Annotated in this window: 13 protein-coding genes; 7 read left to right on the top strand and 6 right to left on the bottom strand. The window is 62.8% G+C overall.

Features of this window, described 5'->3' with window-relative positions; all coding sequences use genetic code 11:
* Positions 1-157 precede the first annotated feature (157 nt).
* Together glmU and J2Y48_RS17320 are read right to left on the bottom strand one after the other, a co-directional pair.
* Entirely contained in the window at positions 158-1,531 is a 1,374-nt protein-coding gene (glmU, locus tag J2Y48_RS17315; protein ID WP_310420462.1) for a bifunctional UDP-N-acetylglucosamine diphosphorylase/glucosamine-1-phosphate N-acetyltransferase GlmU, read from the bottom strand.
* Positions 1,532-1,604: 73 nt separating this feature from the next.
* A complete protein-coding gene (locus tag J2Y48_RS17320) occupies positions 1,605-3,248 on the bottom strand; it encodes a Na/Pi cotransporter family protein (RefSeq protein WP_310420464.1) in 1,644 nt (547 codons plus the stop codon).
* Between the two features lie 322 nt (positions 3,249-3,570).
* Between J2Y48_RS17320 and J2Y48_RS17325 the strand changes: the two genes are divergently transcribed.
* Genes J2Y48_RS17325 through glp form a run of 5 tightly spaced genes read left to right on the top strand, consistent with a single transcriptional unit; the run spans position 3,571 to position 9,055 of the window.
* Positions 3,571-5,454, top strand: coding sequence for a SurA N-terminal domain-containing protein (locus tag J2Y48_RS17325; RefSeq protein ID WP_310420466.1), 1,884 nt, complete (start codon positions 3,571-3,573; stop codon positions 5,452-5,454).
* Positions 5,455-5,478: 24 nt separating this feature from the next.
* Positions 5,479-6,495: an anthranilate phosphoribosyltransferase gene (gene trpD / locus J2Y48_RS17330; RefSeq protein ID WP_310420467.1), complete on the top strand. Its 1,017-nt coding sequence runs from the start codon at positions 5,479-5,481 to the stop codon at positions 6,493-6,495.
* Between the two features lie 15 nt (positions 6,496-6,510).
* Positions 6,511-7,326 carry an indole-3-glycerol phosphate synthase TrpC gene (trpC, locus tag J2Y48_RS17335; RefSeq protein ID WP_310420469.1) on the top strand — a complete coding sequence of 272 codons (816 nt, stop codon included), beginning with the start codon at positions 6,511-6,513 and terminating at the stop codon, positions 7,324-7,326.
* Complete coding sequence (gene moaC / locus J2Y48_RS17340; protein ID WP_310420471.1) at positions 7,323-7,823, top strand: cyclic pyranopterin monophosphate synthase MoaC; 501 nt, start codon at positions 7,323-7,325, stop codon at positions 7,821-7,823. The genes trpC and moaC overlap by 4 nt, the downstream gene beginning before the upstream one ends.
* A 2-nt stretch (positions 7,824-7,825) precedes the next feature.
* The gene (gene glp, locus J2Y48_RS17345) at positions 7,826-9,055 is read left to right on the top strand and encodes a gephyrin-like molybdotransferase Glp (RefSeq protein WP_310420473.1); all 1,230 of its coding nucleotides are present in this window, start codon (positions 7,826-7,828) and stop codon (positions 9,053-9,055) included.
* 25 nt (positions 9,056-9,080) lie between these two features.
* On the opposite strand, the gene J2Y48_RS17350 is transcribed toward glp, so the two are convergent.
* Entirely contained in the window at positions 9,081-9,245 is a 165-nt protein-coding gene (locus J2Y48_RS17350; RefSeq protein WP_310420475.1) for a hypothetical protein, read from the bottom strand.
* Between the two features lie 242 nt (positions 9,246-9,487).
* Between J2Y48_RS17350 and J2Y48_RS17355 the strand changes: the two genes are divergently transcribed.
* Together J2Y48_RS17355 and J2Y48_RS17360 are read left to right on the top strand one after the other, a co-directional pair.
* Positions 9,488-11,101, top strand: coding sequence for a M10 family metallopeptidase C-terminal domain-containing protein (locus tag J2Y48_RS17355; RefSeq protein ID WP_310420477.1), 1,614 nt, complete (start codon positions 9,488-9,490; stop codon positions 11,099-11,101).
* A 204-nt stretch (positions 11,102-11,305) separates the two neighbouring features.
* A complete protein-coding gene (locus tag J2Y48_RS17360; RefSeq protein WP_310420479.1) occupies positions 11,306-11,929 on the top strand; it encodes a GntR family transcriptional regulator in 624 nt (207 codons plus the stop codon).
* Positions 11,930-12,020: 91 nt separating this feature from the next.
* On the opposite strand, the gene J2Y48_RS17365 is transcribed toward J2Y48_RS17360, so the two are convergent.
* The 3 genes from J2Y48_RS17365 to J2Y48_RS17375 all read right to left on the bottom strand — a co-directional run bounded on the left by J2Y48_RS17365 (position 12,021) and on the right by J2Y48_RS17375 (position 15,242).
* Positions 12,021-12,833 carry a ferredoxin--NADP reductase gene (locus J2Y48_RS17365; protein WP_310420481.1) on the bottom strand — a complete coding sequence of 271 codons (813 nt, stop codon included), beginning with the start codon at positions 12,831-12,833 and terminating at the stop codon, positions 12,021-12,023.
* Positions 12,834-13,056: 223 nt separating this feature from the next.
* Positions 13,057-13,557, bottom strand: a complete 501-nt coding sequence (locus J2Y48_RS17370) for a DUF934 domain-containing protein (RefSeq protein WP_310420483.1) — start codon at positions 13,555-13,557, stop codon at positions 13,057-13,059.
* Between the two features lie 14 nt (positions 13,558-13,571).
* Positions 13,572-15,242 (bottom strand): nitrite/sulfite reductase, encoded by a 1,671-nt coding sequence (locus J2Y48_RS17375; RefSeq protein WP_310420485.1) that lies wholly within the window; start codon positions 15,240-15,242, stop codon positions 13,572-13,574.
* Positions 15,243-15,251: the final 9 nt, after the last annotated feature.

Genomic DNA, 15,251 nt, shown 5'->3' on the forward strand with positions numbered 1-15,251 from the left:
TCGGCGTTCTGATTCGGCGCACATTCCGCAACGAAAATCGATTCCGCCTTTTGGAGATATGCAGTGGAAACTGCCGCATTCAGGTAGCGATTTCTGCAGTAAGCGCAATGGGTTCGCGCTCACTTTCGGTATCAGTCGTTAACGCCGCTCGGCTGAACTACGCCTTTTTCTTTGCCGCCTTGATCGCAGCATTGCGTTCGCGGATCAGCTTCGCCCGCTCCGGCTTGTTTTCCTGCCGGGCGCGGCCGAACGCGACGGCGTCGTCGGGTACGTCCTGAGTGATCACGCTGCCCGAGGCGACATAGGCGCCATCGCCGATCGTGACGGGTGCGACAAGCGCCGAATTCGAACCGATGAACGTGTTTGCCCCGATGCGGGTCTCGTGCTTGTTGATGCCGTCATAGTTGCAGGTGATGGTACCTGCACCGATGTTGCTGCCAGCGCCGATGAACGCGTCGCCGATATAGGTCAAGTGGTTCACCTTGGCGCCGGCGCCGATCTCAGCCTTCTTGACCTCGCAGAAATTGCCCACCTTGGCCTCGGCGCCGAGATTGGCGCCGGGTCGCAATCGGGCGAACGGACCGACGGCCGCCCCTGCGCCGACATGCGCACCTTCCAGATGTGAAAACGCGTGAATGACGGCACCGCTCTCCACCGTCACACCCGGGCCGAATACCACGTTAGGCTCGATCGTCACGTCGCGATCGATCCTGGTATCATGGGACAGGAACACGGTTTCCGGCGCGATCATGGAAACGCCGGACAGCATCATTTCCGTGCGCCTGCGCTGCTGCCAGAGCCGCTCGATGAAGGCGAGTTCGGCGCGGGTGTTGCAGCCGGTCAGTTCCTCCTCGGGCGCCTCGACGGCGGTGGTACGCCCGCCGGACGCGCGGGCAACCTCTACGATGTCGGTCAGATAGTATTCGCCCTTGACGTTGGCGTTGCCGATCCTGTCGATCAGCGCCAGCGCCTTGCGGCCGTCGATCGCCATCAGGCCGCCGTTGCAATAGGTAATCGTCCGCTCTTCGGCCGACGCGTCCTTTTCTTCGCGGATCGCGACCAGTTCGCCGTTCTCGACGATCAAACGCCCGTAGCCAAAGGGATCGGCGGCGCTGAAGCCAACGACGACGACGTCGCTGCCCGCCGCCAGGCCAGCGCGCGCCGCCTGGAGCGGCGCCGGCGTCAGAAGCGGCGTGTCACCGAACACGACCAGCACGTCGTCATAGCCCTTTTCAATCGCCGCTCGCGCGGCAAGGACCGCATGCGCTGTCCCCAGCCGTTCGTTCTGGATGTAGGTCTCGCCGCGGACCTGCGGATTTCTGGCCGCGGCTTCCACCTTCTCGGCGTCACGGCCGAGCACGAGCGCCACGTCCGTGATTCCCGCACCGGCCAGCGCATCGACCACATGGGCGATCATGGCGCGGTTGCCGATCGGATGCAGCACTTTCGACAGGGACGATTTCATGCGGGTGCTTTCCCCCGCGGCCAGTATGACAGCCAGGCAACTGCGGGTCGTCTCGTCCTTGCGCATGGTGCTCCTCGTTTCACTCGTGTGGATGCGGCCGGTTAACAACGGCACCCATAAACAGACAAAGGACTTTTCGCTACTCGCTGTTTCGCAATCGGCTTTCGACCAATAGCCCGCTCTCGTCGAGAATGGGATAGGCGACCGACACCAGATGCGCGTTGATGCGCTTGAGGTCGCGCAGCATGTCCAAATGGAGGGAACTGGTCTGCAGGCTCTCCAGGCGGCCATCGCGAAGACGTGAAAGGTGGCGCTCCGACGACTCCTTCTCCAGGCGCCGCACAGCGACCTTCACCTCCACGAGTTGCCGAGCCAATGCGAAATCGCGCGTGACAAGGATCGTCTGGGCGATGCGCAGGTTCTCGATCGTCAGGTTGAACAGCCCGGTCAGCTCGGCATAGCCATCGGCGGAGAAGCGCAGCCCGTTGGCGATCTTCTTGCGCACCTGCTCCTGCAGCCCCTTCTCGATGATGTCGCCGACATGCTCAAGGTTGATGGCGTAGTCGATGATGACGATCGACTGGGCCGAGTTCTCTTCGTTCAAACCCTGGTGACCGAGGCGGGACAGGTAGATCTTGATTGCCTGCTGCAACTCATCGACCTGCTTTTCAAGTCCGCCGATCATTTCGAGCTCGGCGGCATTGTTGTCCTCGAAAGCCTTCATCGTGTGAATCAGCATCGTCTCGATCAGATCGCCCACGCGCAGGACCTCGCGGGTAGCGCCCGACAACGCCACGACCGGGGTGGCAAGCGCCGTTTCGTCAAGATGCTGCGGTCCTGTTTCCGCTCTCGGGTCGTCCGGCACCAGCCGCTCCATCAGGCGCGCCAAGATGGGCGAAAGCGGCCAGAAGAACAGGGCGACGACGATGTTGAAGGCAAGATGGGCATCGACCGGCAACTTCGTCGCCGGCAACGGCAGATGGGCGAGCGCGTCGGCAGCCACTCCCGCGAACGGCAGAACGATCAAGCAGCCGATGGCCCGCACGAGCAGGTTCCCGATCGTCACGCGCCGCGCCGGCGCTGGGAGCCTCAGTGTTGCGATCACCGGCGGTATAGCACCGCCGAGGTTAGCGCCGAGCACCAGAACGACAGTCAAGGCGGGCGACAGTATCCCCATCGTCGTCAGCGACAGGATCAGCACGACAATGGCAAGGCTGGAGGAGGAAACGAAGGCAAGCGCGGTCGAAAAGACCAGCGCCACGGGCCACGCGCCATCCAGCAGGGCAAGAAACGCGGCCAGTGCCGGGGATTGACGCATAGGTTCGGTCGCCAGGCTCAACAGATGCAGCGACAGCAACATCAGGCCGACGCCGACCAGTGCGGCGCCTGCCCCTTGCCGGAAGGTCGAGCGAGAGCGGTACAGGACCACCCCGATCAAGATGACAAGCGGCGAGACCCACTCGATGCCGGTCGCGACGATCCAGGCTGTGACGGCAGTCCCGACATTTGCTCCCAGCAGCACGATCTGTGCCATGCGTGAGCGAATAAGATTCTTTTCGACAAAGGAGGCCGTCATCAGCGCGGTCGCGGTGGAGCTTTGCAGGGCGATCGTCGACAGGAAGCCCGCGACGAACGCTCGAAACGGTCCGCCGGTACCAAGTGCCAGCCCCTTGCGCAGGCGCCCACCAAAGGCACGCGTCACCCCGTCCTTGACCTGCGCCAGGCCAAACAGGAGCAGGGCCACCGCACCGAACAGATTGATCGTCACTATGGTCGATTCCATGCGAACACCTTTCCAGATCCGCCGGCCGCCCTCCTCGCGACAGCCCGGCAAATCACCGATGCGAACTTCGCAGAATGCGCGTGTTCTGCAATTCATCAATTATATCAGACGAAAATCATTCGCCGACGAAGGATTTCGTCGAACTCCGGCCTGTTTGCGCCAGCGGTACGACACCAACCGATGATTGCACGCCTGAAGCCGCGTCGGCAACGTCGTGGCCGCGACCATTTCGGGCTTCCCCAATATACTTCTATTCCGCCGAACTTTCCGTTATGAGACGAACTCCGACGGCGAGCCGCCGAACCAGCTAGGAATGCGAAGTATGCTCGAATCTTTGAGAAAAGGCGCCCAGACCTGGGTTGCGAAAGCCCTGTTGCTCATTCTTGTAGCCTCATTCGGCGTATGGGGTATTTCCAGCTCGCTCGTGACGGGCACCTCGAGCGCGGTGGTGACGGTAGGAGACGTAAAGGTGTCTCCGACCGATTTCCGCCTGGCATACGAACGCCAGATCGCATCGCTGTCGCAACGCTTCGGCACGCGCCTGACGAGCGAGCAGGCCCGCGCGTTCGGGGTCGAGAACCAGGTCTTCGCCGAACTGATCGCCGGCGCCGCGCTGGATCAGCTTTCCCGCGACATGAGCCTTGGGCTCAGCAAGGACCGCCTGGCACAACTGATCGCCGACGATCCGGCCTTCAAGGGACCGAACGGCAAGTTTGATCGCGTCGCCTTCTCCTCCATCCTTCGCAATGCCGGCCTCCGGGAAAACGACTATATCAGCAATCGCAGCCAGGTGGCCGTCCGCAGCCAGGTCGTCGAAGCCGTCTCCGATGGCTACAAGGCTCCGGCGACACTGACGGACGCGATCAAACAATACAGCAACGAGACCCGCAGCCTGGACTATGTGCTGCTCTCCAACGCGAATATCGAACCGGTCAAGGCGCCGGCCGAGGACGTGATCTCCGCCTGGTTTGAGGAAAACAAGGACAAGTATCGCGCGCCGGAATACCGCAAGATCGTCTATGTCGCCCTCGCCCCCCAGGACATTGCCGATCCGTCGACCATCGATGATGCGGCGGTGCGCGAAGACTACGAGAAGAACAAGGAGAAGTACCGTACCGCAGAGACGCGCACGGTCGAGCAACTGACCTTCGCCGATCGCAAGTCCGCCGACGAGGCCGCAGCGAAACTGGCTTCCGGCACGACCTACGATGCGCTGGTCGCCGAGCAAGGCAAGATGGCAACCGACGTTCTTCTCGGCGATTTCAGCAAGGCGACGATGCCGGACCAGACGCTGGCGGAGGCCGCCTTTGCGATCGCCGCGGACGGCGGCACATCGCCGGTCGTCGATGGAATGTTCGGCCCCGTCATCCTGCGGGCGACGAATATCAGGCCCGAAAACACCAAGTCGTTTGACGAGGTCAAGGACGAGTTGCGAAACGAGTTGGCGCTGGCGCAGGCGAGCCAGGACCTGATGGCCGTTCACGATCGCTTCGAGGAAGCCCAGGCGAACGGTGCGAAGCTCGAGGAAGCCGCCAGCCAGACCAAGCTCAAGGCCGTGACCATTGAAGCCATCGACAGCACCGGCAAGGGCAAGGATGGCGAGGACATTACCCTGCCCGAAGAAAGCGCCCTCCTGGCCGAGGCATTCAAGACCGACGTCGGGCTCGAGAGCCCGCCGGTCAACTATGGCCGCGATGGCTACATCTGGTACGAGGTCCTCGATATCCTCCCCGCGCGCGACCGCACGCTCGACGAGGCACGCGAGAAGGTCGTGGCAGATTGGACCGCACAACAGCAGCGCGAGGCGCTGGCGAAGAAGGCGGCCGAGATTGCCGAACGGGTCCGCAAGGGTGAAAAGCTCGCCGACATCGCAACGGACATGGGCATAGCAGTCGAGATGAAGGCCGGCCTGCGGCGCGGTGCTGAGGACCCGGTGCTCAGCCCGGCAGCGGTCGCCGCCGCCTTTGCGGGTCCCCACGGCCATGTGGCCAATGCACCGGGCACCGGCGACGAAGGCCAGATCGTGCTGCAAGTCACCGACGTAAACAGCGAGGCTGCTGGCGATGCGCTTGCCGGCGCGGATCAGCAGATCGAGGCAGTCGCGCGCGCAAGCGGCGACGACATCCTCGACCAGATGGTCAGCAGCCTGCAGTCGGCCTACGGCGTCTCGATCAACCGGGCGCTTGCTGAACGCAGCATGCAATAAATCAGCCCTCACACGGAAGCGGACATGTCTGACCTCAAACCATTCATCGCCAAGGTTGCCGCAGGACTGCCGCTCGATCGCGAGGAGGCCCGCGCCGCCTTCGAGATCATCATGTCCGGTTCGGCGACGCCCTCGCAGATCGGCGGCTTCCTGATGGCGCTCAGGGTTCGCGGCGAAACCGTTGACGAGATCTACGGGGCCGTCGGGTCGATGCGGGCGCGGATGCTGCCGGTTTCGGTGCCGGCTGAGGCAATCGATATCGTCGGAACCGGCGGTGATGGAGCCGGCACCTACAACATCTCGACGCTGGCCTCCATCATCGTCGCCGGTGCCGGTGTACCGGTTGCCAAGCACGGCAACCGGGCGCTCAGTTCGAAATCCGGTACCGCGGACGCGCTGTCCTGCCTGGGGGTCAAGCTCGACATCGGCCCGGAGGTGATTTCTCGCTGCGTCGCTGAAGCCGGCCTCGGTTTCATGTTCGCGACATTGCATCACCCGGCGATGAAGCACGTCGGCCCGTCGCGCGTCGAACTCGGCACGCGCACGATCTTCAACCTGCTTGGCCCGCTCTCGAATCCCGGCGGCGTGAAGTTCCAGCTGCTCGGCGTCTATGCCGCACAATGGTTGGTGCCGGTCGCCGAGGTGTTGCGCGACCTCGGTTCCGAACGTGTCTGGGTCGTGTATGGCTCCGGCCTCGACGAGATCACGACGACCGGGACGACGCAGGTTGCCGCGCTCGAAAACGGCAAGATCCGCACCTTCGAGCTATCGCCGGCCGACTTTGGCCTGCGACAGGTCACGTTGGACGACATTCGCGGCGGTGACGGTGCCCACAATGCCGAAGCGCTACTTGCGGTCCTGGACGGCGCTGCGACGCCCTATCGCGACATTTCGCTCGCCAACGCCGCCGCCGCGTTGATCGTCGCCGGCAAGGCGGGCGCGATCGGCGAAGCCATGGACATTGCGCGACAGTCGCTCGAAAGCGGCAACGCCCGCACGGCGCTCACCCGCCTCATCGCGGTTTCCAACGCCGGCGAATAAGGATAGGTTTGCTTCATGACCGACATTCTCAAGAAGATCGAGGCCTACAAGCGCGACGAGATCGAGGCTGCGAAGGCACGCGTGTCGCTCGCCGATTTGCGCGCCATGAGCCACGATCAGGAACCGCCACGCGGTTTCTTCGCCAACCTTCTGACGAAACGCTCCGCTGGCAGTTTCGGACTGATTGCCGAGATCAAGAAGGCCAGCCCTTCCAAGGGGCTGATCCGGCCGGATTTCGATCCGCCGGCTCTTGCAAAGGCCTATCAAGCCGGGGCGGCCGCCTGTCTCTCGGTCCTGACGGATGCGCCTAGTTTTCAGGGGGCACCCGAGTTCCTGACACAGGCGCGCGCGGCGTGCGACCTGCCCGCGCTGCGCAAGGACTTCATGTTCGATGCTTATCAGGTCCAGGAGGCACGCGCCTGGGGTGCCGACTGCATCCTGCTGATCATGGCATCGCTTTCCGATGGCGAAGCCGAGAGACTGGAGGATTCCGCCTTCTCGCTTGGAATGGACGTGCTGCTGGAAGTCCATGACGAGGCGGAGATGGAACGCGCACTGAAGCTGAAATCGAAGCTCCTCGGCATCAACAACCGGAACCTTCGGACCTTCGACGTCGATCTGGCCGTTTCCGAACGGCTGGCGCGGATGGTACCCGACGACCGGCTGCTCGTCGGCGAAAGCGGGATCTTCACCCATGACGACTGCCAGCGGCTGAAGGCCTCGGGGATTTCCACCTTCCTCGTCGGCGAAAGCCTGATGCGCCAAGACGACGTTACCGCCGCCACCCGCGCCCTCCTCACCGGCGCCTCCAGCGTGATGGCGGCGGAATGACGAAGACTGCCAGCAGCGCATTGACCCACATCGGCGCCTCGGGCGAGGCCAACATGGTCGATGTCGGCGAGAAAGCCGAGACCGTCCGCGTCGCGGTCGCCGAGGGGACGATCCGAATGCTCCCTGAAACGCTGGCGCTGATCCGAGAAGGAAACGCCAAAAAGGGCGACGTGATCGGCACGGCCCGGCTCGCCGGGATCATGGCGGCAAAGCAGACCGCCAACCTCATTCCGCTCTGTCATCCGTTGATGCTGACAAAGGTCTCGGTGGAAATCGTCGAAGATCCCGCCCTGCCCGGCCTCCGCGTTGAGGCGACCGCCAAGTTGACCGGCCGGACCGGGGTGGAGATGGAGGCACTCACCGCCGTCAGCGTAGCGTGCCTGACGATCTACGACATGGCCAAGGCGGTCGACCGTGAAATGGAAATCGGCGGCATCCGGCTGGTTGCGAAATCGGGTGGTCGATCGGGTGACTACCTGCGCGGGGAGAACAGCTGACCATGTCGCTTTTGCCGGTCGAAGATGCGCTGGAACGCCTGTTGAACGCAGCTAGACCGCCGGAACGAACAGAAAGCGTCCCGTTGCACGAAGCCTGCGATCGGGTTCTGGCGAGCGATGTCCTCGCACGGCTGACGCAGCCCCCGTTCGACAATTCCGCGATGGACGGCTATGCGTTGCGCCACGCCGACATCCTCGAGGTCGGAACGAAATTGCGGATCATCGGCCGGTCAGCGGCAGGCCATGCCTTCACGGGCTCTGTCGGCCCGGGCGAAGCGGTCCGGATCTTCACCGGCGCACCAATGCCCGCCGGGGCCGACACGGTTCTCCTGCAGGAGGACACCGAAAAGCTGGACGACGACCGCATCCGGACCAGGTTCCTTCCAGCATTTGGCCGCCACATCCGCCCGCGCGGCCAGGACTTTACCGAGGGCGAAGCCGTCCTGAAGCGGGGCGACCTGCTCGACGCGGGCAGGCTGACTGTCGGCGCGGCGATGAACCATCCCGTTCTGAACGTCTACGCGCGGCCGAAGGTGGCTCTGCTTGCAACCGGCGACGAGCTGGTGCCACCGGGGTCCACCCTCGGCGCAAGCCAGATCGTCGCGTCGAACAGCTATGGGGTCGCAGCGCTTGCACGCGAGGCCGGTGCCGAGGTGATCGATCTCGGCATTGCAGCGGACGAGCCGAACGCGATCCTCGACGCCGTCGAATGGGCGAAGGCGTGCGGCGCGGATGTATTGGTGACGTTGGGCGGCGCGTCGGTTGGAGATCTCGATCTGGTCCAGCCAGTGCTGCTGTCGGCCGGGATGGAACTTGATTTCTGGAAAATCGCGATGCGCCCCGGCAAGCCCCTGATGGTGGGCAGGCTCGGCGGCATGCAGATCCTGGGCCTTCCCGGCAATCCGGTTTCCAGCATGGTCTGCGCTTTGCTCTTCCTGGAGCCGCTGGTCCGGCGGCTGGCCCGCCTTCCGCAACCCGATCGCCGCACCTTCGCCGTCGCCGGGGCGCGCCTGGCCGCCAACGACCAGCGCCAGGATTACGTGCGGGCAAAAGTGACCGCGCGGGAAGACGGCGCGCTCGAAGCAACGCCGTTCACGAAGCAGGATTCCTCGATGATGAAGCTCTTCGCCGCGGCCGATTGCCTGATCGTGCGGCCGCCGCTTGCGGAAGCAACCGAGATCGGCGACCCGTGCGAAATCCTGCTGCTCCGTCCGCCGGTCCGCGCCCTCTAGCACACCTGCAGCGCTGCTGCGGTGCTCAGTCCTTGCCGTAGAGACGCTCGATCTCTTGCCTGGCTTTTTCGGCCAGCGGGTCGTCTGGATGCCGCTCGATGAAGAGCTCCAGCGCTTCACGGGTGCCTTTTGCCTTGAGACGGGCATATTCTGCCGCTATCGCCTCACCCGCGTTCGGGCCTTTTTGCATGGGCTCTCCCATCTGGGGGTTGCTGGATGTAGCCAGACTTTCCGGCGCGGAACACAAGAGAAACGCCACGACAACGGTCAGTACAGCGGTTGGCAACATGATGGCACGCCCCGGTATTCGCGTCTGCAGATCAGTTCCTCATCAATTCTAGCAGGCTTCACCGAGGATTCGACCGTATCAACGCCCTAAAATGCAAAACTCGGCCAGTTGCGTCGCCTGCTTATGGACAAGGACTTTTGTGAATGACCGGAATTGGAAAGAAGACCAAGACAATTTCCGCCACTGGCTCTGACTTCGTCGACTCGATCCTCAGCGACACGGCCTGGAGCGGCAGCGTCACCTACGCCTTTCCGACCTCAAAGAGTCAGTACAACTACTCCGGCGAGCCAAATCAAGGTTTCCGTGCCGTGTCGGACGGCGTGAAGAAGGCGGCTCTGTTTGCGATGGAGAAGTCGTATGGCTCCGCCGCAAACGACGGGTTCTCGGTTGAGGGTTTCACCAATCTCAGCTTTTCCGAGGGCAACGCCAGCACCGCCACGCTTCGCTTCGCCGAGTCCACCTATGACAACCCCACGGCGAAGGCCTATTTTCCGGGCCAATATCAGGAAGCCGGCGATCTCTGGTTTGGAACGGCGGAGGCGGGCAGCCAAAATGACCTGCGCACTCCTAAGGCCGGCAACTACGCCTGGCACACGCTGATCCACGAACTCGGTCATGCGCTCGGGTTGGAGCACGCCCATAGCGGCGAAGGCCTGGCAACGATGCCCCAGGAGTACAACTCGGTCGAATACACGGTCATGACCTACAGCACCTATGTCGGAGACAAGGTCGATCATTACAACTATGGAGACAACGACGCGCCGCAGACCTTCATGATGGCGGACATCTATGCGCTCCAGCACATGTATGGCGCCGACTATTCGACAAACTCGGGCAACACGACCTACAAGTGGAACCCCGGCAGCGGCCAGACCTATGTCAACGGCGAGGTCGGCATCTCGCCGGGGGCCAACCGGATCTTTGCGACCGTCTGGGACGGCGGCGGCAATGACACCTACGACCTTTCCTCCTACACGAAAGCCCTGGAACTCGACCTGCGGCCGGGCTCCTACTCGATGTTCAGCAAAGCGCAGCTCGCCGATCTCGGCGGCGGCCCGAACGATGGGTATGCACGCGGCAACATCTTTAACGCACTGCTGTACAAGGGCGACACGCGCTCCCTGATCGAGAACGCCAAGGGCGGCTCCGGCAGCGACGAGATCATCGGCAACCAGGCGACGAACAAACTGTACGGGAACGGCGGCAATGACAGGCTGTATGGCCAGGAGGGCTCCGATTACCTGTATGGCGGCAGCGGTGCTGACAAGCTGTATGGCGGAAGCGGCACCGATACGGCGATGTATTCAACGGCCACGAAGGGCGTGGCGGCCAGCCTCTCCAGTCCGTCGCTCAACACAAACGATGCGAAGGGCGACACCTATTCGTCGATCGAGAACCTGTACGGCACGAAATACGCCGACAAACTGATCGGCAACGGCTCTGCCAACCGTCTGACGGGCGGCGCCGGCAACGACGTTCTGGACGGGAACGGCGGCAACGACACGCTTGTCGGCGGAGCCGGAAATGACGACTTCGTCTTCAGGAAGGGCTATGGGAAAGACACGATACTCGACTTTACAGACGGATTCGATCAGATCGATCTACGCAGCTACGGGTTTGGCAGCGTCTCGAAAGTCCTGAGTTACGCCGCACAGGCAGGCTCGGATGTGCAGTTCACGTTTGCGCCGACGGACATTCTGGTTCTGAAGCACTTCGACGTTGCCGACCTGAACAAGGGCGACTTCTTGCTGGCTTGAGACAGCGTACGCCGGGAGAGGAGCCGAGTGCGCAAGGGCCCTCTCTTCGATCGCTTTTCACATTGATGCCCATTGCGAAGCAGCAGCGCTGAAAACCGCGCATAACGGTTGCAGGCTCTGCATCGCCCGCTGGCGATGTTGTGATATATCAACCGAGTCGTCCGAAAGCGGGGGCGACGGTGGTATTTCACGGAAACTCAGCCGATGACGAGCGCAACCGGGTCACAGGCCCACCTCGCCTACCTGACCCTCGAAGGCCTGATCGTCACCCTCAAGCTGGAGCCCGGTGCACCGGTCACGGAAAGGGAGCTCATCGATCTTGCCGGCCATGGCCGCACTCCGGTGCGCGAAGCGATCCAGAAGCTGGCCTGGCAGCGGATGATCGAGGTTAAGCCGCGCGTGGGCCTCCAGATCGCGCTCATCGGTGCGGACGATCACGTGCATGTTCTCGCCGCACGCCAACGACTTGAACCGCTCGCCGCAGAACTCGTCGCGTCACATGCCTCCGCCGAGGACCGAGAGCGGCTGCTCGATACGGCTGAGGCGATGACTGACAGCGTGCTCCGATCGGACATGGAAGGCTTTCTCGCCGCCGACAAGGCCTTCGACGAGATCATGGAATCCGCCTGTCCGAACAGGTTTCTCACCGCTGCGCTTGCACCGCTGCAACCCCATGCCAGACGGCTTTGGTTTGCAAGGGCCGACAATCGTCACATGAAACGGTCTGTCGATCTCCACTTGAAGGTGATCGGGGCAATCCGCGACGGCGACGCCACGGCGGCGGCCGCCACCATGTCCAGTTTGATGACCTATATCGGCGAGTTCTAGAGCCTATCGCGCCATGCTTCAGTGCAGCACTTGCGGCAGGCTGGCCGCGTCTGGCGGCCATGCTTCGGGTCGTGACAAAGGTACGATCAAACTAGTCGACGAAGGCGCGCTCGATGACGAATTCGCCCGGCTTGCTGTTGGCGCCCTCGGTCAGGCCCGCCTGTTCGAGCAGGGCCTTGGTCTCCTTCAGCATCGCCGCGGAGCCACAGATCATCGCGCGGTCGACCGCGGGGTCGAAGGGGGCGACGCCCAGGTCGGCGAACATCTTGCCGTTGCTGATCAGGTCGGTGATGCGCCCCTGGTACGGGAACGGTTCGCGGGTAACGGTCGCGTAATGGCGCAGTTTGCCCCCCACCACCTCAGACAGAAGCTCGTCCTTGGCGATCTCCTCGACCAGATCGAAACCGTATTTCAGTTCGGAAACCTCACGGCAGGTGTGGGTCAGGATCACCTCGTCGAACTTTTCATAGGTTTCCGGGTCGCGGATCAGGCTCGCGAACGGCGCGATGCCCGTTCCGGTCGAAAACATGTAGAGACGCTTGCCGGGAGTGAGTGCATCGAGCACGAGCGTACCGGTCGGCTTCTTGCGCATCAGCACCTGGTCGCCCTGCTTGATTTGCTGCAGATGCGACGTCAGCGGGCCATCCGGCACCTTGATCGAGAAGAATTCGAGTTCTTCGTCCCAGGAGGGGCTTGCAATCGAATAGGCGCGGTAGATCGGCTTGCCGTCCACCACTAGCCCGATCATGGCGAACTCACCCGAACGGAAGCGGAAGCCATCGGGCCGCGTCATGCGGAAACGGAACAGCCGATCGGTATAGTGCTGCACGTTCGTCACCGTTTCGGCATAGACCCCGGCGGGAACGGTGGCTGCGAGATCTTCAGTCTTGGCTGGCGCGTTCATACGTGGTCGGTTCCTACATTCGATCGGAAGTTTGTGCGTATAGGCAGATATTATATCGTACGCGGCGAAGAAAGGCATTGCGTTCCAATGGAACCCGGCCATGCGCAAATTGCATTCGTTCGCTTCTGGTCTAGTCACCAGTTATATAGTTTTTAAAGCGGAAACGGAAAAGGCCCACCGCCGGAAGCAACCGGCGACGAGCCCCATTTGCGACAATATGTCGTCAACCGAAGCGGCGCCAGCTATAGGATTTCGCATCCGTCGACGGCCTGGCCGTCGGTTGGTAATGGTTGGCAATGCCCGGAAGGCGGTTCTCCGCAAGCCGCTTCAGTGCCGTGGCGTTGGCCACCGCGAAACTGTCGATGCCGCAACGGAGCATCAGTGGGATCTGGTCGATCAGGACGTCCCCAACCGCCCTCACCTCGCCGGCAAAGCCGAGGCGCGAGCGCAGCAGTGACGCATGGCTGAACGCGCGCCCGTCGTTAAAGGCGGGGAACGCCACGGCGACCAATGCGATGCGGTCCAGGTGTCCGGCAAGCAGGCGCACGTCGTCCGCCGGCTTGATCAGCACGCCGAACCCGCTCTCCTTGCCCTCCGCTGCCCGCGCCAGAAAGTCTTCCAGGCCGATGATCGCCTTCTCGTTGGAGCCGACCTTGGTCTCTTCGGTCTCGATCACCCAGGGATCGTCGCCGACGAAGCCGGTTTCTTTCCAGATTTTCGTCATGCCACGCGCTCCCTCTACGCCGCTTCTGCCGTATTGCCGTAGAGTGCAGCCTTGAACGGCTGCGGACCGACACGGCGATAGGCGGCAAGGAAGGTTTCGGACGGATCAAGGCGCAAGCCGAGATAGGTGTCGACGATGGCCTCGATGGCATCCGTTACCTTCTCCGGCTCGAAGCCGCGGCCGATGATCTCGCCAATCGAAGTGTTTTCATCGCCCGAGCCGCCGAGCGTGATCTGATAGAGTTCCTCGCCCTTCTTCTCCACGCCAAGCAGGCCGATATGGCCGACATGGTGGTGGCCGCAGGCATTGATGCAGCCGGAGATCTTGATCTTCAGCTCACCGATCTCGGCCTGCCGCTCCGGCGAGGCGAAGCGTTCGGAAATTTCCTGGGCGACGGGGATCGAGCGGGCGTTGGCCAGGGCGCAGTAGTCGAGCCCGGGGCACGCGATGATGTCGGTGATCAATCCGGCATTCGCCGTGGCAAGCCCGGCGACCACAAGCGCGCGATAAACAGGCTCCAGGTCGGCGAGCGCCACATGCGGCAGGATCAGGTTCTGCTCGTGGCTGACGCGGATCTCGTCGAAGGCATATTCCTCGGCGATGTCGGCAACCGCCTCCATCTGCGCGTCCGTCGCGTCGCCGGGAATGCCGCCGATCGGCTTCAACGAGATCGTCACCATGCCGTAATCGGGGTGCTTGTGCGGCTGGACGTTCTGCTGGACCCAGCGGGCGAACTCCGGATCGGCCTTTTTCCACCGCGCCAGGCTTTCCCAGCCCTCGGCCCGCGGCTCGAACGCCGGTGGGGCGAAATAGGCGGCAATGGAGCGGATGTCGACGTCAGGCAGCGTCAGTTCGCCGTTCTTCAGTTCAGCGAATTCCACTTCGACCTGACGCGCCAGTTCCTCGACACCGGTCTCGTGCACGAGGATCTTGATGCGGGCCTTGTACTTGTTGTCGCGGCGGCCGTAGAGGTTGTACACGCGCATGATCGCGGTGATGTAGGACAGCAGGTCGGCTTCCGGGAGGAAGTCGCGGATCTTCTTGGCGACCAGCGGCGTGCGGCCCTGCCCGCCGCCGACATAGACGGCAAAGCCGATCGCACCCTTGTCGTTCTTCTTCAGGTGCAGGCCGATATCGTGAACCTGGATCGCCGCGCGGTCGCGCTCGGCGCCGGTAACGGCGATCTTGAATTTGCGTGGCAGGAAGGAAAACTCCGGGTGGACCGAGGACCACTGCCGCAGGATCTCGGCATAGGGCCGCGGATCAGCCACTTCGTCGGCAGCCGCGCCGGCGAAGTGGTCGGCAGTGACATTGCGGATGCAGTTGCCTGAGGTCTGGATCGCATGCATCTCGACACTGGCTAGATCGGCCATCGCGTCGGGCATGTCGGCAAGCTTCGGCCAGTTGAACTGGATGTTCTGGCGCGTGGTGAAATGGCCATAACCGCGGTCGTACTTGCGGGCGACGTGGGCGAGCATCCGCATCTGCCGGCTGTTCAGCGTGCCATAGGGGATCGCGACGCGCAGCATGTAGGCGTGCAACTGAAGATAGACGCCGTTCATCAGCCGCAGCGGCTTGAAGGCGTCCTCGGCGAGCTCACCGGACAGGCGGCGAGCCACCTGGTCGCGGAACTGAGCGACACGGCCGGCAACAAAGGCGTGGTCGAATTCATCGTAACGATACATGTCTGGTCC

Origin of the sequence: Mycoplana sp. BE70 (assembly GCF_031455855.1) — a bacterium.
Taxonomy (GTDB): Bacteria; Pseudomonadota; Alphaproteobacteria; order Rhizobiales; family Rhizobiaceae; genus Mycoplana.